This window comes from Bradyrhizobium sp. (assembly GCF_050014615.1).
In the GTDB taxonomy this organism is placed as follows: Bacteria; Pseudomonadota; Alphaproteobacteria; order Rhizobiales; family Xanthobacteraceae; genus Bradyrhizobium.
The window spans coordinates 1-23,556 of sequence record NZ_JBEKCZ010000037.1; the positions used below are offsets into that span (position 1 = coordinate 1).

General features: G+C 62.3%; 22 protein-coding genes. 12 read left to right on the top strand and 10 right to left on the bottom strand.

The features are described 5' to 3' along the window. The 8 genes from ABR948_RS08595 to ABR948_RS08630 form a co-directional block, all read right to left on the bottom strand. Positions 1–306: LpxL/LpxP family acyltransferase (locus tag ABR948_RS08595; RefSeq protein WP_490337838.1), on the bottom strand; the 306-nt coding region annotated here is incomplete at its 3' end. Continuing rightward, entirely contained in the window at positions 306–1,328 is a 1,023-nt protein-coding gene (locus tag ABR948_RS08600; protein ID WP_428115870.1) for a zinc-binding dehydrogenase, read from the bottom strand. The genes ABR948_RS08595 and ABR948_RS08600, both read right to left, overlap by 1 nt. A gap of 99 nt (positions 1,329–1,427) precedes the next feature. Then, the gene (locus tag ABR948_RS08605; protein WP_428115873.1) at positions 1,428–2,708 is read right to left on the bottom strand and encodes a beta-ketoacyl-ACP synthase; all 1,281 of its coding nucleotides are present in this window, start codon (positions 2,706–2,708) and stop codon (positions 1,428–1,430) included. Between the two features lie 27 nt (positions 2,709–2,735). Next, complete coding sequence (locus tag ABR948_RS08610; RefSeq protein WP_428115875.1) at positions 2,736–3,941, bottom strand: beta-ketoacyl-ACP synthase; 1,206 nt, start codon at positions 3,939–3,941, stop codon at positions 2,736–2,738. Further along, a complete protein-coding gene (locus ABR948_RS08615) occupies positions 3,934–4,407 on the bottom strand; it encodes a 3-hydroxyacyl-ACP dehydratase FabZ family protein (protein WP_428115878.1) in 474 nt (157 codons plus the stop codon). Before ABR948_RS08615 ends, ABR948_RS08610 begins: the two co-directional genes overlap by 8 nt. A 9-nt stretch (positions 4,408–4,416) precedes the next feature. After that, positions 4,417–4,698, bottom strand: a complete 282-nt coding sequence (locus ABR948_RS08620; protein ID WP_002711294.1) for an acyl carrier protein — start codon at positions 4,696–4,698, stop codon at positions 4,417–4,419. Between the two features lie 189 nt (positions 4,699–4,887). Further along, positions 4,888–5,241, bottom strand: coding sequence for a hypothetical protein (locus ABR948_RS08625; RefSeq protein ID WP_428115882.1), 354 nt, complete (start codon positions 5,239–5,241; stop codon positions 4,888–4,890). A gap of 105 nt (positions 5,242–5,346) precedes the next feature. Further along, on the bottom strand, positions 5,347–6,231 hold the full coding sequence (locus ABR948_RS08630; protein WP_428115884.1) for an ion channel: 885 nt from the start codon (positions 6,229–6,231) through the stop codon (positions 5,347–5,349). Between the two features lie 217 nt (positions 6,232–6,448). On the opposite strand from ABR948_RS08630, the gene ABR948_RS08635 reads away from it, so the two are divergent. Beyond that, entirely contained in the window at positions 6,449–7,075 is a 627-nt protein-coding gene (locus tag ABR948_RS08635; RefSeq protein ID WP_428115887.1) for a ParB-like protein, read from the top strand. Between the two features lie 37 nt (positions 7,076–7,112). Here ABR948_RS08635 and ABR948_RS08640 read toward each other — a convergent pair whose 3' ends face one another. Together ABR948_RS08640 and ABR948_RS08645 are read right to left on the bottom strand one after the other, a co-directional pair. After that, positions 7,113–7,691, bottom strand: coding sequence for a peroxidase-related enzyme (locus tag ABR948_RS08640; protein WP_428115890.1), 579 nt, complete (start codon positions 7,689–7,691; stop codon positions 7,113–7,115). A gap of 189 nt (positions 7,692–7,880) precedes the next feature. Then, the gene (locus ABR948_RS08645) at positions 7,881–9,614 is read right to left on the bottom strand and encodes an ATP-binding protein (protein WP_428115960.1); all 1,734 of its coding nucleotides are present in this window, start codon (positions 9,612–9,614) and stop codon (positions 7,881–7,883) included. A 421-nt stretch (positions 9,615–10,035) separates the two neighbouring features. Here ABR948_RS08645 and ABR948_RS08650 point away from each other — a divergent pair, with 421 nt between their 5' ends. The 11 genes from ABR948_RS08650 (at position 10,036) to ABR948_RS08700 (ending at position 23,506) form a co-directional block, all read left to right on the top strand. Beyond that, positions 10,036–10,749 (top strand): TetR/AcrR family transcriptional regulator, encoded by a 714-nt coding sequence (locus ABR948_RS08650; protein ID WP_428115893.1) that lies wholly within the window; start codon positions 10,036–10,038, stop codon positions 10,747–10,749. A gap of 111 nt (positions 10,750–10,860) precedes the next feature. Beyond that, positions 10,861–11,577 (top strand): PIG-L deacetylase family protein, encoded by a 717-nt coding sequence (locus ABR948_RS08655; RefSeq protein WP_428115895.1) that lies wholly within the window; start codon positions 10,861–10,863, stop codon positions 11,575–11,577. Then, positions 11,574–12,266 (top strand): 4-carboxy-4-hydroxy-2-oxoadipate aldolase/oxaloacetate decarboxylase, encoded by a 693-nt coding sequence (locus tag ABR948_RS08660; RefSeq protein ID WP_428115897.1) that lies wholly within the window; start codon positions 11,574–11,576, stop codon positions 12,264–12,266. Before ABR948_RS08655 ends, ABR948_RS08660 begins: the two co-directional genes overlap by 4 nt. Before the next feature lie 7 nt (positions 12,267–12,273). Beyond that, positions 12,274–13,122 carry an ABC transporter substrate-binding protein gene (locus ABR948_RS08665; RefSeq protein WP_428115900.1) on the top strand — a complete coding sequence of 283 codons (849 nt, stop codon included), beginning with the start codon at positions 12,274–12,276 and terminating at the stop codon, positions 13,120–13,122. A 12-nt stretch (positions 13,123–13,134) separates the two neighbouring features. Beyond that, the gene (locus ABR948_RS08670) at positions 13,135–14,094 is read left to right on the top strand and encodes a catechol 2,3-dioxygenase (protein WP_428115903.1); all 960 of its coding nucleotides are present in this window, start codon (positions 13,135–13,137) and stop codon (positions 14,092–14,094) included. Between the two features lie 163 nt (positions 14,095–14,257). Further along, the gene (locus tag ABR948_RS08675) at positions 14,258–14,878 is read left to right on the top strand and encodes a 3-keto-disaccharide hydrolase (RefSeq protein WP_428115905.1); all 621 of its coding nucleotides are present in this window, start codon (positions 14,258–14,260) and stop codon (positions 14,876–14,878) included. Positions 14,879–15,252: 374 nt separating this feature from the next. Continuing rightward, the gene (locus ABR948_RS08680) at positions 15,253–16,170 is read left to right on the top strand and encodes an ABC transporter substrate-binding protein (protein WP_428115908.1); all 918 of its coding nucleotides are present in this window, start codon (positions 15,253–15,255) and stop codon (positions 16,168–16,170) included. Beyond that, a complete protein-coding gene (locus tag ABR948_RS08685; protein WP_428115911.1) occupies positions 16,170–17,789 on the top strand; it encodes an amino acid ABC transporter permease/ATP-binding protein in 1,620 nt (539 codons plus the stop codon). Before ABR948_RS08680 ends, ABR948_RS08685 begins: the two co-directional genes overlap by 1 nt. A 61-nt stretch (positions 17,790–17,850) precedes the next feature. Beyond that, complete coding sequence (locus ABR948_RS08690) at positions 17,851–19,092, top strand: acetamidase/formamidase family protein (protein ID WP_428115914.1); 1,242 nt, start codon at positions 17,851–17,853, stop codon at positions 19,090–19,092. A gap of 124 nt (positions 19,093–19,216) precedes the next feature. Next, positions 19,217–21,571, top strand: coding sequence for an acetamidase/formamidase family protein (locus ABR948_RS08695; RefSeq protein WP_428115916.1), 2,355 nt, complete (start codon positions 19,217–19,219; stop codon positions 21,569–21,571). A 96-nt stretch (positions 21,572–21,667) separates the two neighbouring features. Beyond that, positions 21,668–23,506, top strand: coding sequence for a tetratricopeptide repeat protein (locus tag ABR948_RS08700; RefSeq protein WP_428115918.1), 1,839 nt, complete (start codon positions 21,668–21,670; stop codon positions 23,504–23,506). The last annotated feature ends 50 nt before the right edge of the window (positions 23,507–23,556 follow it).

Consider the following 23,556-nt stretch of genomic DNA (forward strand, 5'->3'; position numbering starts at 1 on the left):
ATCGAGATGGGCGAATTCGGCACCGAGGCGGCCGAGATTGTCCCAGACGCCGGCGAGAATGCGCTCGATCTCTTCGGGTGATTTTTCCGGGAAAGCTGCCGTGAGATTGGCGCGCCCGATCCTTTGCTCGCGCGTCAGCGGGCCGATCAGACGCGCGATCCGGCCGAACAGATCGGCGGTCTTGATCGGATCGAAATAGCGGGTGACGCGCAGGAGGCCAATGGTCAATGCGCCCACCGCGGCTTCGCCGATCGGCTTGGTCGCGTCGCGAATACGGGCCTTGGCGCGAAGCAGCAGGGGATGCATCAGAAACCAACGACGATCTTGCCGAACACTTGCCGGCTTTCCATGCGCTTGAGCGCGACCGCAACATCCTCGATCGGCACTTCGGTGTCGATCACAGGCGCCATCCCGCCGGCCATCTTGTCGAGGCTCTCCGCGATGTTGCGCATGGTCGCACCGAACGAGCCGAAGATGCGATATTGCTGCTGGAACAATTGCATCAGGTTGAGTGTCGTGGTCGGTCCCGACGTCGAGCCGCAGGTCACCAGCCGGCCGCCGCGCTTCAGGGACAGCAATGAGCCGGCGAACGTATCGGCACCGACATGCTCGAACACGACGTCGACACCCTTCTTCCTCGTGATCTTGCGGGTCTCGTGCTCGAAGCGATCCTTGCGATAGTTGATGACATGATCGGCGCCGAGCGCGCTGACGCGCTCGATCTTGGAATCATCGCCGACGGTGGTGATCACGGTGCAGCCGATCGCCTTGCACATCATGATCGCGACCGTTCCTATGCCCGAGCCCCCGGCATGCACCAGCACGGTTTCGCCCGGCTGCAGTTTCGCATTGTCGAACAACATGTGCTGCACGGTCGAGAACGCAATCGGCGCGCAGGCCGCGTCGCGTCCGCTGACGCCGTCGGGCACCGGAATCACCAGCCGCTCCCGAAGATTCAAAAGCTCGCGCGCGAAACCATCGACATGGAAGCCCATGATGCCAGCGACATCCTCGCAAAGATTGTCGCGGCCTTCGTTGCAGGCGCGGCAGATTCCGCAGGTGATGGCGCCGTACATCACCACCGGCTGTTTCGGCCTGAAGCGGGTGACGCCTTCGCCGACCGCGGCAATTTCGCCGGAGGCCTCCGCGCCGATCACCAGCGGCAGCTTGCGTTTGGCAAACGCCATGCCGCGATAGCCCCAGACATCGATGTGATTGAGTGCGACCGCCTTGACGCGGATCTGTACCTCGCCGGCGAGAGGCGGCGGCGGTGCCGGCATGTCCGCGATCGCCAGCTGGCGGTCGGCAACGAGAGTAAGCGCACGCATGCCGCCATGTCTCCGGCAGGAAGGATGATGTCTGGTCGCGTGCGTATCGCCGGTTCGCAGGAGGACGTCAACCGCCGACATCGACAAGGGCAATGCCGGTCAAACCGGTTCGCGCGTCAGGATCAGCGAGGCATTCTGGCCGCCGAAGCCGAACGAATTCGACATCACGGCGGTGACGCGGGCGTCGCGCGCCTTGTTGGGAACGACGTCGAAGGGAATCGCCGGATCCGGAATGTCGTAATTGATGGTCGGCGGAATCCGCTGGTGCTCGAGCGTCAGCAGCGAGAACACGGCCTCGACGGCACCCGCGGCGGAGAGCGTGTGTCCGACCATCGATTTGTTGGACGATACCGGGATTTGCTTGGCGCGCTCGCCGAACACCGAGGAGATGCCGAGATACTCCATCTTGTCGTTCTCCGGCGTACCGGTGCCGTGCGCGTTGATGTAGTCGATCTGGTCGGAGACAATGCCGGCGTCGGACAATGCATTGCGCACGCATCCGATGATCGGCTTGCCGTCAGGACTGGAGCGGGTGCGGTGAAAGGAATCCGCAAGCTCGCCGCAGCCGGCGAGGATACCGAGAATCTGCGCGCCGCGTGCCGTGGCGGCTTCATAGCTTTCCAGCACCAGTGCACCGGCGCCTTCCGCCATCACGAAACCGTCGCGGTTCTTCGAAAATGGCCGCACCGCGGCCTGCGGCGGTTCGTTATGGGTCGAAAGCGCCGACAGCAGGGAGAAGCGAACCAGGGCTTCCGGATTGACCGAGCCGTCGGTGGCGACGCAAAGCGCGGCATCGGCTTCGCCGCGACGAATGGCTTCAACGCCGAGCTGGATGGCGCTGGCGCCGGACGCGCAGGCGGTGGAAAGCGAAATCGGCGAACCCTTGGTGCCGAACTTCTCGGCCAGATGATCGGCCACCGATCCGAACAGAAAGCGCCGGTGGTATTGTGCGAACCTGCCGCCGCCGCTGACCCGCAGCATCGCATCATAGTCGACTTCCGTGCTCGCTCCGATCGCGCGCCCGAGCTCCTGGCGCTGAGGCCACTCGACCTCGACCGGCGCCACCGCGAGAAACAGCGGGCCGGGAAAGTCGCTCCTGGTCCCGATGCCGGCCTGGGCGATGGCTTCCTCGGCGACGAGTTCGCCGAGCCGTTCGGAAAGATCGGTGGATGAGAACGGTTCGACTGGGATGAAATCGACCGTTCCCGCCATCGTTGTCTTCAACCCGTCGGTCGGGAAGCGCGTGATGGTCCGGATGCCGGATTCGCCCGCGGTGAGTTTTTTCCAGTTGTCGGCCTTGCCCGTGCCGAGCGATGTGACGACGCCCATGCCGGTGACGACGACGATTGGCCTTCCGAATTTATCGCGCGTAGCTGCCATCTTTTCCTCGCCGGTTGAGCACCGCGCTCACTTGATCGCCTCGACCAGTGCCATGCCTTCGCCCCGCCAATGACCGGTCCCGATCACCACAATCTGGGTCGGCGGGTTGGACATTTCAACCTCCAGCCCGGTGGGATCGTTGGGCGGAAACAATGCACCGCGTGAGATCGACAACGCGGCAAGCGCCAGCCCTAGTGGAAACTGCGTCTCCATGGTGTGGCCAAACGCCGTGCCGCTGGCCCGCACCGCAAAATCCGGATGTTCGCCCAGAAACGCCCGTTCTTCGGATGTGGCCGGTTCGGCGCCGGTCGCGCCGGTAATGATGGCGCCATTGTTTCCAAGCTTGCCGATCTTGGACCACAGTTTTTCCAGCGTCGCCGTAACCTCACCGGGATGGTTGCGGCGGGCCAGATCGGCCACGACGTTGGTCAGTCGCGCATAGGGTTTCGCACCGCGCGCTTCGGCGTGCGCCCGGGACTCGATGACAAGAAACGCGCCGCCCGATCCGAGCGCAAAGCCGCGGTTGTCGCCGCGCGCCCAGACCGGAGCGAATTTGTCGGTGAGATTGAAATCACCGAACTCGTAGAGAACCAGCAGATCCTTGCGCTCGCCGTTTTGCGAGCCGCCGATCAGCGCGATGTCACTCTGGCCGGCGGCGATACGCGCGAGCGCGATCCTTGCCGCGTCAACGCCCGCGGCTTCCTCACCCATGAAGGTTCGCGACGATCCGGTTACGCCGTGAACGATGGCGATGTTGCCGGCCAGCAGGTTCGACAGCTGCGCCAGGAAAAGTGTCGGACGCAGATCGTTCATCAGCCGCTCATTGAGAAATCCGGGAGCGGAATTGCCCTTGGCTTCCGAATTCAGAATGTTGCAGTCCACCGCGAGATCGCGCTCGCCGCCGCCGGCGGCGACAATCATGTCCATTCGCGCCAGGATTTCCTTGTTGCCCTTGAGGCCGGCCGACTCCAGCGCCAGCCCGGCGGCGTAGGTGCCGATCCGTTGCCAGGCTTCCATCTGACGCTGATCGCCCTTTTTGGGGATCTGGGAGTCAAAATTCACCGGCGCCCAGGGATGAACGATGTAGGGCGCGAAGCCCTTCTCATCGACGTTGATCCGCCGCTGATTGAGCGCGTCCCAATGCGCGTCGAGGCCTTCGCCCAGCGAAGTGGCCAGACCAATACCGGTGATCCAGACTTCCGCCGCCGGATTTGAGGATTTCGTCTCAGTCATCGGCGATGGCCTGTTGTGGAAATCCGATACGCTTGGCCATGGCATCCATGTGTCCGCGCAAATCCGGATTCGGGAAAGGAATGTGGCTGAACGTGATCGTCGCGTTGCACTTCAGCTTGCCGCCGACCCTGACCCTGGCTTCGGTCATGGCATAGCCCGAGCCTTCGTGAAGGACGTTGGCGTCAATTGTCAGTAACTCCCCGGGGGTCACGAAGCCGCGCATCTTGGCCTCCTTGACCGCGGCCAGAAACGGCATGCGCTCGAATTTCATCAGCGCCAGCAACAGCCAGCCCGAGGTCTGCGCCATCGATTCAATCAGCAACACACCGGGCATGATCGGATAGCCCGGGAAATGCCCTTCGAATATGGTGCTGTGCTCGGGAACCCGGGCCTCGACCGTGATGGTCTTCTCGCCGGTGTTGAGGTCGAGAATACGGTCAATCAGCTGGAAATATTCGAGTTGCATGGCGGGCGGTTACGCGCCCTTGGCCGCGACCAATTCGTCGATGCGGGCGCTGAGGTTTTTCAGGACGAAGTACTGCTCGGTGGTCGCCTTGCCGTCATTGACTTCCTGGGTCCATTTTTCCAGCGGCAGTTTGATCCCGAACGCCTTGTCGATCGCGAACGCGATATCAAGAAAATCGAGGCTGTCGATCCCGAGATCGTCGATGGCGTGACTCTCCGGCGTGATCGTGTCGCGCGGGATGTCGCAGGTTTCAGCGATAATCGTGGCGACCTGATCGAATGTAGAGGACATCACTAAGCCTTTGATATATTGAGGATAAATTCTGGAATAGCGGAGGAGGTGGCCACAGCCCCCCGGAATGCCCCATCCACCGCCCGGAGTCGAGTGCCCGTATATCGGAGCGCCGCCCCGAGTTCAATGGAGGCGGGCCAAACCGGCCGGACCGGATCCGGGGGCAACGGGCCGGCCGGGTCGAAAATGCTAGCGATGCGGGGAGGAAATGCGCACGCAGTCGTGCCGCCCCATCAGCACGCAGTCCTGGGTTCGGCGCAGATCCTGAATGCTCATGGCGAGCCATATTCCAATGGCGGTCAGGGCGACGGTAAAGGCGAAAGCCGCAATGTTGGCGAGCATGCGATGGCGATAATCGTCCGGTTCTTCCCGGTCGCGCTCATAGCGTGACAGATCGTTGGCTTCGCCGGCTGGCTCAACCCGGTCGCTCAGGTTACCGCGCTGACCCGGCACAGGGGCAAAGGTTCTCGGCCGGAATTGGAGCACGCGGTGCTCACCATCCGAAGAGGCCGACGTGGAAACAATGGGCCGCTGGGTTTTCACTGCCGCCAGTTCCGTGACATCCTGATGCTATTTAGCACGCTGGCGACGCGTCTCCCAGAAAATGTTGACATGGCAGGGACGCGATAATCTGTCCCCGCCAAAAATCTATCCCTCTAAAGTCTCATGGAACCTGCCGTAGTCGATTCGCAGCCGGCCATCTTCCGAGGTGCCGATGATGTCCGCATAGCGCTGCCCAAACCGAATGTCGGAATATTCGTATGCCTTTCGGGCGTGGACGGTTTGCGCTGCAACAACATCGTAGCCAGACACCACGAGCGCGAGTGAAACCTTGGACGCCGCGAGTTCGTCCGCATTGACCTCGTAAAGCGGGCTGTTCTCGTCGAGGACATGATAGAGCGTCCAGCTCAGCGCCAGCCCGGGATTCTGGTTTTGCGTCAGTTGCAGTTCGTAGAACCTTCGAAGCTGCTCGCCCTCCATGCTCACGATATTCTTGAACAACCACAATTTGGCGTTGGCATTGCTGATGATGTTGTGACGTTCGTTGGCGAGGCGAAGCATCAGGGTCGGCTTGCCGTCGTGGTTGGAAATGACCGGGTAGTCGGCGAACAACAACCGGGCATTCGGCCGCGAGAACCGGGCAAAGATCAGCCCCGTCATCAACGACATCGAAAAGATGCCCGTGAACAGCTCCACCGCGGCGATGAAGTGCCCGTAATGGGTTTGCGGATGCATGTCGCCGTAGCCGGCGGTCGAAAGCGTCTCGATGCTGAAATAGAGATAATCGATATAGGCGCCGCCGGGCACGTTCGAGATCGGCTGATTTCCGACCCAGTAGAGCACCGCGAAGACCGCGTTGAAGGCGATGAACACCAGCACGGCGCCGCCGATAAAAGCCTGCCATGAGGCTGTCATGCAGCGATGGCTGATATCGGCCCAAAAACTTAAGTGAAGGCCTTCGGTGACGATCTCGCGATCGCCAAATCGGACCACCCGCGCTTTCGATGTTCGATCGTTCTGGCTTTTGACCATCTTTTCCGATTCTCTTCCGAAGTTAGCGCATGATCCGTCAAAACGTGAGCGGCTTGCGAAAAGATCATTTGCCCTTAATGATTTAGCGCGCAATCGGACGCAAAACCGGCCCCCGTCATGCTGGCCGCGCTTCGGGGATTTGATCGCCAGCCCCATCATGCCATAATCGTGCCGGTTGCAGCGGCATTTTTGGCGATCGAGTACGGGGGTTAAAGTCATGACGAATACGCGCGAACCGATGATCAAGCCGATTCCGATTCTCTCGCTTCGTCCCACCCAGATGACCGTCGGACTGAGGGAGGTGAAGGAAAAGCGCAAGCGCTGGCGGGAACAAAAATCCAAGAAAAAACAGGCCGAGCTTCTGGGTAAACACATGATCCCGGTGGTTCATGGACCGGACGAACGATACTATGTGGTCGATCACCATCATCTGGCGCGCGCGCTTCACGACGAAGGCGTGACGGATATTCTGGTGACCGTGATCGGCGATCTCACCATGGTCGACCGCGACGCGTTCTGGGGTGTGATGGACAATAAGAGATGGGTCTATCCATACGACGCCAAGGGTGAACGCCGGCACTTCAAGGACATTCCGAAGTCGGTCACGGACCTCAAGGACGACCCGTTCCGCAGTCTCGCCGGCGAATTGCGGCGTGCCGGCGGCTTCGCCAAGGACACCACGCCGTTCAGCGAATTCCTGTGGGCTGATTTTCTGCGCCGCCGGATGTCGAGCAAGAGCGTCGACGAAAATTTCGCAAAAGCGATGGAAAAAAGCCTGGCGCTGGCGAAAAGCAAGGACGCGGTCTATTTGCCCGGCTGGTGCGGACCCGCGTCGGACAGCTAGCGCGGCGTAACTAGCGACGAGTCCTGGCGCTCGCGCGCTATTTCGGCAGACGTCCCATCAGGTAGAATTCGTCGTTCGGACGCATGGCCGTGACGTTGGCCATCCGGTTTGACAGCGCGAAAAACGCGGAGATCGCGGCGATATCCCAGATGTCGTCGTCGTTAAAGCCGTGGCTGGCGATCGCGGTGAAATCCTGCTCGGAAATCTTCTGCGCCTCGGTGCTGACCTTCATCGCGAAGTCGAGCATGGCTTTCTGGCGTGGCGTGATGTCGGCCTTGCGGTAGTTGATCGCGATCTGGTCCGATATCTGCGGATTCTTCGCCCGGATTCTCAGGATTGCGCCGTGTGCGATCACGCAGTAATGGCACTGGTTGGCGCTGGAGGTCGCAACCACGATCATTTCGCGCTCCGCCTTGGTCAGGCCGCCTTCCTTGTCCATCAGCGCATCGTGATAGGCAAAGAACGCCCGAAACTCGTCGGGCCGGTAGGCCAGCGTCAGGAACACGTTCGGAATGAAGCCGGATTTCTCCTGCACCGCGAGCAGGCGGGCGCGGATATCCTCCGGCAGTCTTTCGATGGAGGGCATCGGGAAACGGTTGGCGATCGGCTGCGTCATGGAAATATTCCGGCTGATACCGCCTGCTGCGGTCGACCGCGACCATATCGCGTTTTCGCGCAAAGTGGATACCGGTTGGCGTGAAGAAAACGCGTCAAACCAAGAACTAGAGCTTCCGTTCCGATTCAATCGGAACGGAAAAGACTCTGGCGCAAGGCGACCTTGCGGGCGACGGCAACGCCGAAGCCGTCAGCGCAGCGGCTTTTTCAGCAACGAAAAGCGGTCGGGATCGAGGCCCATCGACGGCTGCAGCATCGGCGCTTCCACCGTGCGCGCGGCCGGCCGTTCGTTGATGCCGGGATCGTTGGGCACGTCGCGATGCGACGTGGCTCCGCGCCAGCGCTCGAGAACGGCGCTGACGAAATGCATGTCGTGGCCGGCGGCGGCCGACGGAACCGTTGAAGAGGCGGCGTCGCTGCGCGGCAGCTGATGAACCGGCACTTCCTTGAAGCGCAGCCGGGTCGGAAGCGCCACGCCTTCACCGAAAGCGAGCACTTCGCGGGTCCCGAGCGAGGGGACGAACGACAGCAGGTTGGCCGCGGCATCCGAAACCGCCGAGCGCAACAGCGCCTGGTCGCGATCGTTGGCGAGCCGCATCGCAAACAGCGTGTTGCACTGGGAAATGATGGTGGCATCGAGTTCGGCGGGGCGCTGCGTGACGAGGCCGAGATAGACGCCGTATTTGCGGCCTTCCTTGGCGATGCGCGACACCGCCTTGCGCGTCGGCCCGAAACCGATGTTGCGATCGGCCGAGGCGTAGCGATGCGCCTCTTCGCAGACGAACAACAGCGGCGAAGCGCCGTCGCTCCACAGCCCGAAGTCGAACGCCATCCGGCACAGCACCGACACCACGGAATCGACGACTTCGGCGGGGAAGCCGGCAAGCTGCATGATGGTCATCGGTTTGCCGTTGGCCGGCAGCCGGAACAGGTAGCTGATGACCTCCGCCATGGTGTCGCCGCCGACATTGGCGTTGTCGAACATGAAGGTGTAACGCGGGTCGTTGCGCACGGTCTCGATGCGCGAAATCAGCTTGTGATAGATGATCCGCGATGAGCGGTTTTCGAGCTTGCCCATGCGTTCGTCGATCAGCGAAATAAGATCGACCAGGCGGTAGGGTACCGGCGTATCGACGGTATAGCCGATGTTTTTGGGATCGACGCGCTTCAATCCAAGCCGATCGGTGTTCTGGTACTGGGTATAGATTCCCTTCGCCATCGGGATGACTTCGGCGAGGATGTCGAGTTCCTCGGCTACGCCGGGCCGGCCGGCGAACAGCACATCGACGATCTCCTCGAAATTGAACAGCCAGAACGGCAGCTTCAGATTGCGCGGATTGAGGACAAGCGAGCGGTCACCGAAACAGCGGCCATATTCGTTATGCACGTCGAGCAGGAAAACCCGCAGGTTCGGCCGCGCCTTGAGGATTTCGTTCAGCAGCAGCGATACGCCGGTCGATTTGCCGACGCCGGTCGAGCCGAGCACGGCGAAATGTTTCGAGAGCATCTCCTCGACGTCGACATAGGCGAGGACCGAAGGATCCTGCTGCAGGGTGCCGATATGGATCTGGTCGGATCCGGTCGGCGTGTAAATCGTGCGCAGCTCCTGACTGCTGATCAGGTCGACGGTGTCGCCGATGGTCGGATAGGTGGTGACGCCGCGCTGGAATTTGGTACGCTCGGGTCCGCCGAAGATTTCGCCGAGCAGATCGACCGAGGCGCTGGCGATGTAGTCGTCGGAGGCCGGCAGGTTCTCGCAGGTCACCTCGGTGATCATGGCGACGATGGTGGAATTCGCGCAGCGGATGCTGACGAACCGGCCGACGGTCGCCCGCACCGCGGACAGGCCCATCTGGCTCGCCGCCAGAAGTCCGACGCGGGCAAGGGATCCACGCACCGAAATCACACGTCCGAAGGATGTCACAGTGCTGGAACCCGATATTTCATGAATTGCATCCGTCACTATGCATCCGGTCGTTGGAGAAACGGTTAAGCGGGGCCGCTCGCGGGTTCGTTAAATCTGCGGCATATTTGTCGGGGTTAGTTGTGCCGGGCAGTCCAGCCTTGCCTTGACCGTTCGATTCCGCGGGAAAAGCTTGGTTCTCTGTCGGTCCTTTGGCGTCGCCGTCCGCGGCCGCTTAATGTTTTATTCACCACGCTTGCGACGAAGGCGGTCCCGGCGGCGCCTTTTGCGGAATGGCCTTTGTTGTCCCGAACGGCCCTGAGGCTGGCCCCGGCTGGCGCTGCCCCGTCAACCGCCTGATGTCAGCCGCGGGGCCCGCGCGGCCGAGGGCCATCGCTTTATTTGTTGACTTGACCGGATAGTTTGTACATTTGTACAAATCATGGCCCAGTTTTCCGCCAGCGAAGAATCCGCCGTGCGCAAGCCCAATATGCGCGAGGCGATCCTGTGCGCCGCGGAAGAGTTGTTTTCCACGAACGGCTTCAACGCGGTGTCGGTTCGGGATATCGCGCAGGCTGCGGGGGCAAATCCCGGCAGCGTGACCTATCATTTCAAGACCAAGGACGGACTGCTGCTCGAAATCTACCGGCGTCATTGCGGACCGATGAACCGCCGGCGTTCGGAGTTGCTGGCGGCGGCGGGGCGGGTGCGGGATCTCCAGGACAGGCTGGAGGCGATCGTGCGCGCCTATGTCCTGCCCGCATTTTCTTCAGGCAGCGACCTCGCGGGCGGGGGCGCGCGCTTTACCAGGCTGCGCGCGGTGATGTCGGCGGAAGGCAACGAGGTCGCCGGCCGGATCATCGCGCAGACCTTCGACGACACCAGCCATGCCTTTATCGATGCGATCCACGACAGCCTGCCGCACGTCCCGCGTGCCGAAATCGTCTGGCGCAGCCATTTTCTTCTGGGGGCGCTTTATTACACGCTGGTCCAGCCTGAACGCGTGTCGCGGCTGTCGCGCGGTGACGCCGATGGTTCCGATGCGGCCGGCGCCATCGAGCAGCTGGTGCGGGCAACCGTCGCGTCGTTTCAAGCTGCCGGACTTGATCGGCCCGCGCCGTTGCGCCGACGAATAGCGGCACAATCCAAGCCTTAGGGGAAGATCGCCTTAGGGAAGATCATCGCGGCGCGCGGATTGCGATCGCATCTGGCGTTCCGGCAAACCAGGTTCGATCATCGAGAAGTTGGCAATATCAGAGGGACGGCCATGGCAAAGACAGGTTTGGTGGTTTCAGCGCATCCGGGAGATTTCGTCTGGCGCGCCGGCGGTGCCATCGCGCTTCACGCCAAAAAGGGTTACCGCGTCAAGATCGTCTGTCTGGCGTTCGGCGAGCGCGGGGAATCCCAGTTCGCCTGGAAGCAGGCGGGCATGACGCTGGACAAGGTCAAGGCCGGCCGCAAGGACGAGGCGGAGCGCGCCGCGGCGTCGCTCGGCGCCGAGATCGAGTTCTTCGACGCCGGCGACTACCCGCTGCGCCTCACCGAGGCGCACATGGATCGGCTGATCGACATTTATCGCGAGCTTAACCCGAGCTTCGTGCTGACGCATTCGCTGGAGGATCCCTACAACGTCGATCATCCGGCGGCGACCGCCTATGCCCAGGAGGCGCGCATCGTGGCGCAGGCGATGGGTCACAAGCCGCAGGCCGATTACAGCTACTCGGCGCCGCCGGTGTTCCTGTTCGAGCCGCATCAGCCGGAGATGTGCAACTTCAAGCCGCAGGTCATCCTCAACATCGACGAAGTCTGGGACATCAAGCGCAAGACGTTCGAGATTCTCGCGGCCCAGAAGCATCTGTGGGCCTATTACGAGCGGGTCGCGCTGCAACGGGGCATGCAGGGCGGCCGCAATTCCGGCAAGGCCATGACCTATGGCGAGGCCTATCAGCGGCTGTTCCCGATGGCGATGGAGGAATTGGTATGAAGACGGTCGTTGTCCGCAATATCAAGCGAGCCGATGCTGATGTCGTGAAGCGGCTGGGTGCGCTCGGCACCTCGACGGTGCACGAGGCCTATGGCCGAAGCGGGCTGATGAAGCCTTATCTGCGCCCGGTATGGGCTGGTGGCGAAGCGGCGGGTACCGCCGTCACGGTGCTGGCACAGCCCGGCGACAACTGGATGCTGCATGTCGCGGTCGAACAATGCCGGCCGGGCGATATCCTGGTGGTCGGCTGCACCACCGACAATACCGACGGGATGTTCGGCGATCTGCTGGCGACCTCGCTGAAGGCGCGCGGCGTTACTGGCCTTATCATCGATGCCGGTTGCCGCGACGTGAAGTCGCTTCGGGAAATGGGTTTTCCGGTGTGGTCGAAGGCGATTTCGGCCAAGGGCACCGTCAAGGCCACATTGGGTGCGGTCAACGTTTCCGTGGTTTGCGCCGGGATCAATGTTCACCCCGGCGATGCCGTCGTCGCCGACGACGATGGCGTTGTGGTCGTCAGGAGGAAAGATACCGGCGAGGTCGCCGCCAAGGGTGAAAAGCGCCAGGCCGACGAAGAGGGCAAGCGCCAGATCCTCGCCTCCGGCGTGCTCGGGCTCGACATGTACAAGATGCGCGAGCCGCTGGCGCAGGCCGGTCTCGTCTATCTCGATGAACCGGAGTCAGACTGAAGTGACGATGCGTTTGCGCACTTTGCTTGGCGACCATCCCTGCACCAAATCGTTGAAGGATGGATCGCTGAAGTCGGACCTGGTAACGTTCGACTTCGCGGACTATTCGCCGACCAACAAGGGCTTCAAGCCGATGGTTCGCGAAGCCGCCTTCGATGTGTCGGAGATGGCGATCGTCACCTATCTGATGGCCAGGAGCTTCGGCAAGCCGATGGTGCTGCTGCCAAGCGTGGTGCTGGCGCGGTTTCAGCACGGCTACGCACTCTACAATGCCAAATCGGGAACGATGACGCCGGCCGATCTGAACGGCAAGCGCGTCGGCATCCGTTCCTTCACCACCACGACCGGTGCGTGGCTGCGCGGCATTCTCGCCAATGATTATGGTGTCGATCTCGATTCGATCGACTGGGTCACGTTCGAGGACGCGCACGTCGCCGAATTCAGGGATACGACCAAGCGAGCGCCGGCGGGCAAAGAGATCATCCAGATGCTGATCGACGGCGAACTCGATGCCGTGCTCGGGGAGAAGTCGGAACTGCCGGGCCTCAAGCCACTGTTTCCCGATGCGGGCAGCGAAGAGAAATCATGGTTCGCAAAGCACGGCGTGACGCCGATCAATCATATGGTGGTGGTCAGCGAAGAGCTGGCGCAGAACCATCCGGAAGCGGTGCGCGAAGTCTTCAGGCTGTTGCGCGAGAGCGCGGCGCGCGCGCCAGCGGCCTCGCCACGTTTCAGTGCCGACGAAATGGGCCGCTCGCTGGAAATGATTATCCGATATGCCGTGCAACAGGGGCTGATTCCGCGTGCGTTCTCGGTCGATGAATTGTTCGACGATCTGACGCGGACTCTCACTTAGAAGGACGATACGATGACTCCAGAGCCGATTTTCGATCTCGCCCATCTCGGCCATATGGAATTACTGACGCCGAAGCCCGATGAGAGCCTGAAATTCTTTGTCGACGTGATGGGCATGACCGTCAGCGGCCGCAAGGGGGAGTCGGTCTATCTGCGCGGCTGGGACGATTACGAGCGCTATTCGCTCAAGCTGACGGCTTCAAGGACCTCCGGGATGGAGCACATGGCGCTGCGGGCGCGCAGCCCGCAGGCGCTGGAGCGGCGCGTCGCCGCCCTCAAGGGGTCCGGATTCGACATCGGCTGGACCGACGGCGACCTCGGCCACGGTCCGGCGTTCCGCTGCCACGATCCGGACGGCCATATTGTCGAGCTTTATTACGAGACCGAATGGTACGAGGCGCCGCCCGAACTCAAGCCGGCGCTGAAAAATCAGGCGCAGCGCTTTCCGGCGCGCGGCGTCAATGTCCGCCGTCTCGATCATCTCAATTGTCTCGCGGTCGACATCAAGGCCAACCGCATTTTCTTTGAAAAATATCTGGGTTGCCGGCTGACCGAGCAGATCGTGCTCAACGATGGCACTGAAGCCGCGATGTGGATGGCGGTGTCGAACAAGAGCTATGACTTTGCCTATTCACACGATCACTCCAACACCCCGGGCCGTTTCCATCACATCACCTATGCGCTCGACAGCCGCGAGGATGTGCTGCGAGCCGCCGATATCTTCCTGGAGAACGGCGTCTACATCGAGACCGGTCCGCACAAGCACGCCATCCAGCAGACCTTCTTCCTCTATGTCTACGAGCCCGGCGGCAACCGGGTCGAGGTCGCCAATGCCGGCGCGCGTCTCATTCTGGCGCCGGACTGGAAACCGATCGTGTGGACCGAGGAGGAGCGCAAGAAGGGACAGGCGTGGGGCCTGAAGACGATCGAGTCCTTTCATACCCACGGCACCCCGCCGGTCGGGGGCGGTTGAGGCTCAACTAATCTTGACCGATCGCGGAGGTCTGGTCGCGCGATGCCCGGTCCGATAGCTTCCCGGGGAACCCGCCGCCTGCTATCGTCAGCCGCGATCCACCGTGGGGGCCTTTCGACAAGACCCGCATCAAAAACAATAGTCAATTTGGGAGAAGATCATCATGAAACGCCGCTCAGCCATCGCCCTGCTAGTCGCTGGGTTCGCCGCCCTTGCCTATGCGCCTCAGGCGTCCAGCGAGACCGGGTGGGTCACGCTGTTCGACGGCAAGAGCCTCGACCATTTCAACCCGATCGGTGACGCCAATTGGCGGCTCGAGGATGGTTCCGTCGTCGCCGACAAGGGCAATGGTTTCCTGGTCACGAAGGATACCTATGCCGATTATCAGATCAGGGCCGAATTCTGGGTCGATGCCGATGCCAACAGCGGCATCTTCATCCGCTGCACCAATCCCGAGAAGGTAGGTGCCGACAACGCCTACGAGGTGAATATCTGGGATACCCGTCCCGATCCGAGCTATGGCACCGGCGCGATCGTCAACCTCGGCAAGGTCGATCCGATGCCGAGGGCCGGGGGTAAATGGAACGTCATGGAGATCACCGCGAAGGGCTCATCCTTCACCGTGGTGCTCAACGGGCAGAAAACCGTCGATGCCGCGCAGGACGCCAAGTTCGCGAGCGGACGGATCGCCCTGCAGCACGGGTTGGGTGTCAAGGACGACAAGGGCGTCGTCAACGACAGGGGCGTGGTGAAGTTCCGCAAGGTGGAAATCAAGTCGCTGTAGTCCAACTCCCAGCCATCGCATGTGCCAGTGACAATGCCCGCGCGCCGCAAGGCGCGTGGGCGATTGCCTGACCCGTGAAACTTCGCGAAGCCGCCGTTCGGGAAAGCTGAAGGCTCCGTTCGGGAAAGCTTAAGTTGCTGCCGACGCAGCATTATCCGCAATGCCCGATCGGACGGGCGCCGCAGGTCCGGACCCGGCGCGAATGGCACGATCGACCTGCCGCCCATAATTTTCGCAGCCCTGCCTAAATCCTGGCACGGGATGATCCAACATTTTGTGCGCCCCGAGACAAGCCTGACGCGGGCCGGCGACCGTAGGCTCCCCTCCGAACTTGGAACATGGCATCGCCATGACAACTTCGAAGGAGAGATCAAATGCATAAGTGGTTTTCCACCGAAACCCGGACGCAGCGGACGCCGTCCGCCGCGCGTGCCGGATTGCGTATCGCTGCGCTGGGTGCGTTCCTCCTGGCCGGCCTCTGTGCGCCAATGTCTGCCAACGCAGCACCAGCCGGCTGCGCCGCCTTGCAGGCGAAATATCCCAGCCTGAAAGGCAAGCAACTCGTCAACGCGATCAACCCGCATACGCCGGGCTATGAAGCGATCGATCCGAAAGACCCGAACAAATATGTCGGCTTTGATATCGATCTCGGCGAGCAGATCGGCGAGTGCCTCGGCTTTACGCTGACCTACAAGGCGGTGACTTTCGCAGCGCTGCTGACGACCTTGTCGAGCGGACAGGCCGATATCGTGATTTCCGATATTTATGCGACCGAGGAGCGGGCCAAGGCCGCCGACTTCATCACCTATTCGAAGGTGTTCGACGGTGTGCTGGTGGCCAAGGGCAACCCGAAGAAGATCACCGGCATCAACACATCGATGTGCGGCGCCGCGGCGGCCGAGAATACCGGCTTTGTGGAAGTCCCGCTGGTCCAGGCGATGATCGCGCCGTGCAAGGCCGAAGGCAAACCCGAACCGACGCTCCAGCTCTATGACAATAACGCCAACTGCATCCAGGCCATTCTCGCAGGGCGCGCCGACACCTATGTCAACGACGTCAACACCGTCGATCAGGCGGTCAAGGCCAATCCCGACAAGCTCGAAAAGGCGATCGCGGTCACCATCCCTTATTCGGTCGGCATCGCGGTGCCCAAGGACAAGCCTGAATTCCGCGACGCCGTGATGGCTGCGCTGATCGAGGTGCAGAAGGCCGGGATTCACAAGGAACTGCTCAAGAAGTGGGAACTCGATCCGAACAACTTCAAAGAACCCGACATTCTCTCCGTTAAGTAATGTCGCTCTTCGTCCACTATCTCAGCCTACCGTACCTGATCGAGGGCATCTGGTTTACCGTCATGGTAACCGCTCTCGGTCTGGCCGGCGGGCTGATCGTCGGTCTGGTCCTCGCGGCGATGCAGCTCAGCCGGTTCTGGATGCTGGCTGTGTTCGCCCGGGGCTATACCGTGATCTTCCGCGGCACGCCGCTGATCCTGCAGATGGTGTTCGCCTACGACGCGTTGCCGCAGATCGGGCTCAAGCTCAGCGCGGTCGGCGCGGCCGGTCTCGCATTGGCCGCCAATGAAGCGCCCTTCATCGCTGAAATGCTTCGCGCCGGTGTGCTCGGCGTCGACCGCGGACAGGTGCTGGCCGGCCAGGCGCTCGGGATGACGCCGGCGCTGCTGATGCGGCGCATCATCGCGCCGCAGGCCATTCGCACCATGATTCCGGCCTTCGGCAACGAAACCGTCAGCGCCCTGAAGAATTCGTCGCTTGCCAGCGTCATCTCGGTGCAGGAGCTGACACTGCGAAGTACGCAACTGGCGTCCTCGACGTTCGATTTCTTCTCGATTTTTTTCGCATCGGGGCTCATTTACCTGGTGCTGACGACCGCGGTCAGCGTCATCCAGTTGTTCGTGGAGCGCGCGCTCGATCTGGATCGCGCCACGCCGCAAGGGCGTCTTGCGATTTTCCTGCCCTGGCGCCGGGTCGATCTGTCGACCAAATTGCGGCTTGCCGAGCAGGCCCCGACCGCCCCGGCGGAGGCCCCGCCGGATCTATCGGTGCCGCCGCCACGCGCGGCCTCGAGGGTGGACCGCGCCAAGCACGCCGCCATGGTCGCACGCAACAATGTCGCGGTCGAGGTGACAGACTTACGCAAGAAATACGATGCGCAGACCGTGCTTGATGGGCTTGATCTGACGGTGCGCGTCGGCGAAGTCGTCGCCCTGATGGGACCCAGCGGATCGGGCAAGAGCACGCTTCTGCGATGCATCAACCATCTGGAAAATTGGGATTCCGGCATGGTACGCGTCGGCGGCCGCCGTCTCGGGCATCGCGACGACGGCAGACCGCTGTCGCCGCGCGAGATCGCCAACGAACGTGCCAGCGTCGGCGTCGGCATGGTGTTTCAGCAGTTCAACCTGTTCAGCCATCTGACCGCGAGGGAAAACGTTGCCGGACCGTTGCGCTGGGTTCACGGCATGACCCGCGTCGATGCCGACCGGCGGGCCCGCGAATTGCTCGAACGCGTCGGCCTCGGCCACCGCGCCGATGCGTTGCCGCGCCATCTCTCCGGTGGCCAGCAGCAACGGGTCGCGATCGCCCGCGCGTTGGCGCCCAATCCGAGCGTGTTGTTGCTGGATGAGCCGACTTCCGCGCTCGATCCCGAACTCGTCAACGAGGTGCTGGAAGTCATCCGGCGATTGGCGATCGACGACGGGCTGACGATGATTATCTCGACCCATCAGATCCGCTTTGCGGATGATGTGGCCGATCGCGTCGCGTTTCTTTCCGGCGGTTCGATCCTGGAGGAGGGACCGGCCCACGAAGTCCTCACCAATCCGCGCCATCCGGTGACGGCGCGCTTCCTGAGCTTGATGGAGGCCGACAAGGCGCCGGAGAGAACAGCATGATCCGCCCGCCGCGCGCTCGTCGTCCGTTCAATATTCGATCGCTTTCCCAGGAGGCACTTGCATGAAGCACTTTACGCTGCCGGTATCGCCGGCCTCCGTTCACTGGGGTTACTTCAGCAAGAAAGTGAAGCCCGCCCTGACGCTGCGTTCGGGCGACCGCGCCACCATCGAGACATTGACGCACCACGCCAACGATGATTACGAGCGCATGATCGCCGACGATCCGGGCGCCGAAAGTGTGTTCCACTGGACCCGCGAGCATAAGGCGGTGGTCCGCCGCGGCGCCGGCCCGATCGAGGGGCCGTTCATTCGCGGATCGGGCGAGGGCGTCGGGGTTCACCTCTTGACCGGGCCGATCGCGGTCGAGAATGCGGAGCCCGGCGACGTGCTCGAAGTTCGCATCCTGGACGTCCGGCCGCGGCCGAGCTGTCACGCCTGTCACGCCGGGCGTTGCTTTGGTTCCAACGCGTCGGCGAATTGGGGCTTCCACTACCATGACCTGATCGAGGAGCCGAAGCCGCGCGAAGTCATCACCATCTTCGAACTCGATACATCGGGCGAGCCGTTCGCCAAGGCCGTCTATAATTATGTCTGGACGCCGCAGACCGATCCGGATGGCATCGTGCATCCGACCATCGACTATCCCGGCGTGCGGGTCGACCACACCACCATCCGCAAGCGCGAGAATATCCTGAAGCACGTCAAGGTGCCGGCGCGGCTTCATTTCGGCACCATGGGGTTGGCGCCCTCGGAGTCGGATTTCGTCAGCTCGATCCCGCCGAGCTATACCGGCGGCAACATCGATGACTGGCGGATCGGCAAGGGCGCGCGGATGTATTATCCGGTCGCGGTGCCTGGCGCCTTCTTCTCGGTGGGCGACCCGCACGCGGCCCAGGGCGACAGCGAACTCGGCGGCACCGCGATCGAAACCTCCCTGACCGGCGACTTCGAATTCGTCCTGCACAAGCACCGCGATCTCGGCGGAACTGAGCTAGAGGGGCTTACCCATCCGATGCTGGAGACCGACCAGGCCTGGTCGGTCTACGGTTTTACCTATCCGAATTACCTCGCCGAACTGGGCGCCGATGCCCAGACCGAAATCGCCAACCATTCGAGCCTCGACCGCGCCATGCGCGATGCGTTCCGCAAGCTGCGCCGGTTTTTGATGACTGTGCATGGCTTGAGCGAAGACGAGGCGATTTCGCTGATGTCGGTGGGGGCCGATTTCGGCGTCACCCAGGTGGTCGACGCCAATTGGGGCGTCCACGGCACGCTCCGGAAGAACCTGTTCAGGTGCGACTGACGGGTATGCCCAAATTGCAGGCTACCCGGGGATAGCCGGGAGCTGCCCTGCGTGGCCGGCGGGACGATCTGGGCCGCGCCTTTGGCACGGAGGTTGCTTCGATTCCTGCGTTTGGGGTCGATGTATGAGCTTTCGCCCGTTCACCAGTGAATCGTATTCCGAAAACGACCGGCTGGAGGCATGGCGGGACGTTCTCAGCGCCGTCGGGCTTCAGCCATCGGCGGGCTCGACCGTCCAGACCGGGCATGCGACCGCCTCGCGCCGCAACGCCGAGGGCGTTGTGCTGGCGCGGCTGGCGGCGGGATCGCAGGCCGTCTCGCCCTTGTCACATGTCGCCGACGATATGCCGATCGTGCTGCTGCCGATCGAGGACGGCGTCACCTTGAGAACCCATGCGGGCCATCAGATCATCTCGACCGGGCAGCTGATTTTATTGCCGCGAAAGGGCGACTGGAGCGTGGCATTCCAGCGTGACATGCGCACGGTGGTATTGTCGGTGACGTCGGAAGCCTTTCATGGCCGCAAGGTCGGCAAGCCGGTATTCGACGAAGTTCGGGTGCTGGCGCCGGGTGGTTTTACCGAGGTGTTTTCGCGCACGCTGGAGGCGGCCGCGCGCAACATCGAGACGCTGTCCGATACCGAATGGGCGGCGGTGGCGCAAAGCTTGGCGGATTTGCTGCCGACTTTCGTCCGGGCGCCGGCCAAGGAGGCCGGGGGTACGGCGACGCAGGCCGCGATCCTGCACCGTCTTTGCCAGGCCATCGAACGCAAGCTCGACGATCCCGATTTGACCCCGGCACGGGTGGCGGAGGCCGAAGGAATCTCCGAACGCTATCTGCAAAAACTGTTTGAAGGTTCCGGAAGCAGCTTCACGCATTATCTGCGCGAGCGCCGGTTGCAGCGGACATCGGCGGAATTGTCGAGCCCGGCCGAGGCGCATCATTCGATCTCCGAAATCGCCTATCGCAACGGCTTCAATGATTCCGCGCATTTCAGCCGGGCGTTCCGTCACCGCTTCGGACTGTCGCCGCGCGAATTCCGTCAGCAGGAGATCGAACGCGCGACGGCCTGCGCCGCCGCGGCCGGTCAGCGCGGCTGGCCGCAGCAGGCGCTGGCGCAGTTGCGCAGCCATCATCCACTGGCGGGCGCGCGCAAGAGCATCGCGCCGTTACCGCCGGAACTGGTCAGCCCCTGCACGGAGGGCGAGCATCGTCACCACCATCTTTCGGTGGAAGCGTCGCGCGTGCATTGGGGATATTTCTCGCGGTCGCTGGCGCCGCAGACCGAAGTCAATTCCGGCGACACGATCACGATCGAGACCCTGACCCAGCACGCCTCGGACGATCCGGCGCGGATGATCACCGGCGACGCCGGCGCCGAAAGCGTGTTTCACTGGACGCGCAATGCGAAGAATGTCGATCGGCGCGGCGCCGGGCCGATGGATGCGTCGGTCTACGGCCGCGGCGCCGGCGAAGGTTTTGGCGTTCACATCTGCACCGGTCCGGTCGCGGTGAGGGACGCGCAGCCGGGCGACGTGCTGGAAGTCCGCATCCTCGACATCGTGCCGCGGCCCAGCCGCAACCCTGACTTCGAAGGCCAGGTGTTTGGCTCCAGCGTCGCGGCCTGGTGGGGATATCACTACAACGAGTTGCTCGCCGCGCCGCAACTGCGCGAAGCCGTGACGATCTATGAGATCTTCGCGAGCCACGAAGGCGATCCCGACGAGACGCCCCATGCACGCGCGCTTTATTCCTACCGCTGGGAGCCGCAGACCGATCCGTTCGGGGTGCTGCATTCCACCTATGATTATCCCGGCGTGCCGGTCGTCCCGGGTTCGGTCAAGCGCAGGCACAACGTACTCGACGGCATCCGCATTCCGCTGCGTCCGCATTTCGGGGTGATCGCGGTGGCGCCGCGCGAGGTCGATTTCGTCGATTCGATTCCGCCGTCCTATTTCGGCGGCAATCTCGACAATTGGCGGCTCGGCAAGGGATCGACGGTGTATCTGCCGGTGTCAGTGCCCGGTGCGTTGCTGTCGGTCGGCGATCCCCACGCGACGCAGGGCGACGGCGAACTCGGCGGCACCGCGATCGAATGTTCGATGACCGGGACCTTCCAGCTCGTTCTGCACAAGAAAGCCGATCTGGCCGGCCGGGTGTTCGCCGACCTGACCTATCCCTTGATTGAGACCGCAACCGATTGGGTTTTGACCGGCTTCAGCCATCCGAACTATCTGGCGGAGTTCGGCGCCAAGGGGCAGAGCGAGGTCTATGCGACTTCCTCGCTCGATCTCGCGATGAAGGACGCGTTCCGGAAGATGCGCCGCTTTCTGATGAACATCAAAGGGCTGAGCGAGGACGAAGCGATTGCGCTGATGTCCGCCGCGGTGGATTTCGGCGTCACGCAAGTGGTGGACGGCAACTGGGGCGTTCACGCCATCCTGAGCAAGCGGCTGTTTGAAGGCGCCCGGCCGTCGTAACCGAGCCGGCCGGGCCTTCTGACGGCCGCCAAACAGATGTATGGACAGCGACGAATCATCTAGGGGTTGATCACTGGCCACATTTGAAATGTGCTGATGAACCATCGCGGGGCAACTGCCGAAGAGCCCCAGGCAAACCCAAACGGTCCGGGCGCAAGCATACCTGCCGCCTGTTATGAGGCCGGCCTTCGCCATCTGCGGGCCGGACGACCTCTCGACGCGCAGTTATGCTGCGAACAGGCTCTGGCGGCGGATTCCAATCATGCCGACAGCCTCCATCTGATGGGTCTGCTGTCGTGCCAGGCCCAGCAATACGAACTCGCGGTGGAGTGGATCGCCCGCGCCATCCGGCAACAGCCCAGGGCGGAATATCTTTCCAGCCTCGGGACCACGTTGCGGCAGCAGGGACGGTTCGACGAGGCCCTCAAGGCCCTCGACAAGGCGGTGCAGCTCAAGCCCGAAGACGCCGGACTATGGATCAATCTCGGCACCATTCTGGTGGACCTGGAGCGTTCGAACGAAGCGCTGCTGGCTTTTCAGCATGTGCTCACGCTCGACCCGCTGCACGGGGATGCGGCATTTCGGTGTGGGTTTCTTCTGCATAAACTGGGACGGACGGCGGAGGCGCTTTCCTATCTCGATCTCAGCGACAGGCTGCGGCCGGACCAGGCCATGATCCTGGAAAGGCGTGCCATTGTGCTGCACAGGCTGGGAAGGTCCGAGGAAGCCCTGGCCGATAACAAGCGGGCGCACGCGCTCAATCCAGGCAACGCCAACATCTGCAATAACATCGGCGCCATTCTGCAATCGTCCTGCCGGGACCAGGAGGCGCTGCCGTGGTTCGACAAGGCCCTGGCGCTGCGGCCGGACCACCTGTTCGCCTGTACCAACAAGGCATCCTCGCTCCAGCAGTTTCACCGCTTTGACGAAGCCGCCGCGATCTACCATTACATGAAGACGATCGATCCGGATGGTGCGCAGGCCGACTGGGATTTGGCGCTGCTGCACATGCTGACCGGCGATTTCGAGGCCGGCTGGGCCGGCCGCGAGGCGCGGTGGAAAGCCCATTCGATGATCTACCCGAAAGTCTCGCAGCCGATGTGGCTCGGCGAGGAAAGCCTCAAAGGCAAGACCATCCTGATCTGCTCGGATGAAGGCCTGGGAGATGCCATTCAGTTCGCGCGCTATGTGCCGATGGTGGCGGCGCGCGGCGCCCGCGTGATCCTGGTCGTGGATGACGCGGCCTATCCTTTGTTGTCGGCGCTGTCAGGCGTCTCGCAAAGCTTTCCGAAATCGACCGGTGTGCTGCCGGAGTTCGACCTGCATTGCGCGATGTCGAGCCTGCCGCTCGCTTTCGGAACCAGGCTCGATACGATTCCATCCGGGATATCGTATCTGCCAACTCCCGCGCAGAGCCGTGTGCAGGCCTGGCAAGATCGCCTCGAACAGCGCCTCGGCGCCCACGACAGGCTGCGGGTCGGCCTGGTGTGGTCCGGCAATCCCAACCACAGCAACGATCACAATCGATCGATCCCGCTGCGAATTTTTTCACGCCTCCTCGACGTCGATGCGACCTTTGTCAGCTTGCAGAAGGATCCAAGGCCCGACGACAAGGCAGCTCTGCGCGAACGCAATGACATCGTCGACCTCACCGCTGATCTCACCGATTTCAACGAGACGGCGGCATTGGTGAGTTGTCTCGATCTGGTCATTACCGTGGATACCAGTGTGGCCCATCTCGCCGGCGCCCTGGGATGCCCGACCTGGATCCTGCTGCCCTACACGCCGGACTACCGCTGGCTGCTGGGTCGCGATGACAGCCCCTGGTATCCGACGGTGCGGCTGTTCCGGCAGACCGAGAAGCGCGACTATACAGAGGTGGTCGATCGGGTGCGGAGCGAGTTGATTGGGCTTGTGGCGGAAAGAAAACGCTGATCGGGTTGTACCGGACCAGCGCATCGATTGATTGTTTTCGCAGGAAAAAA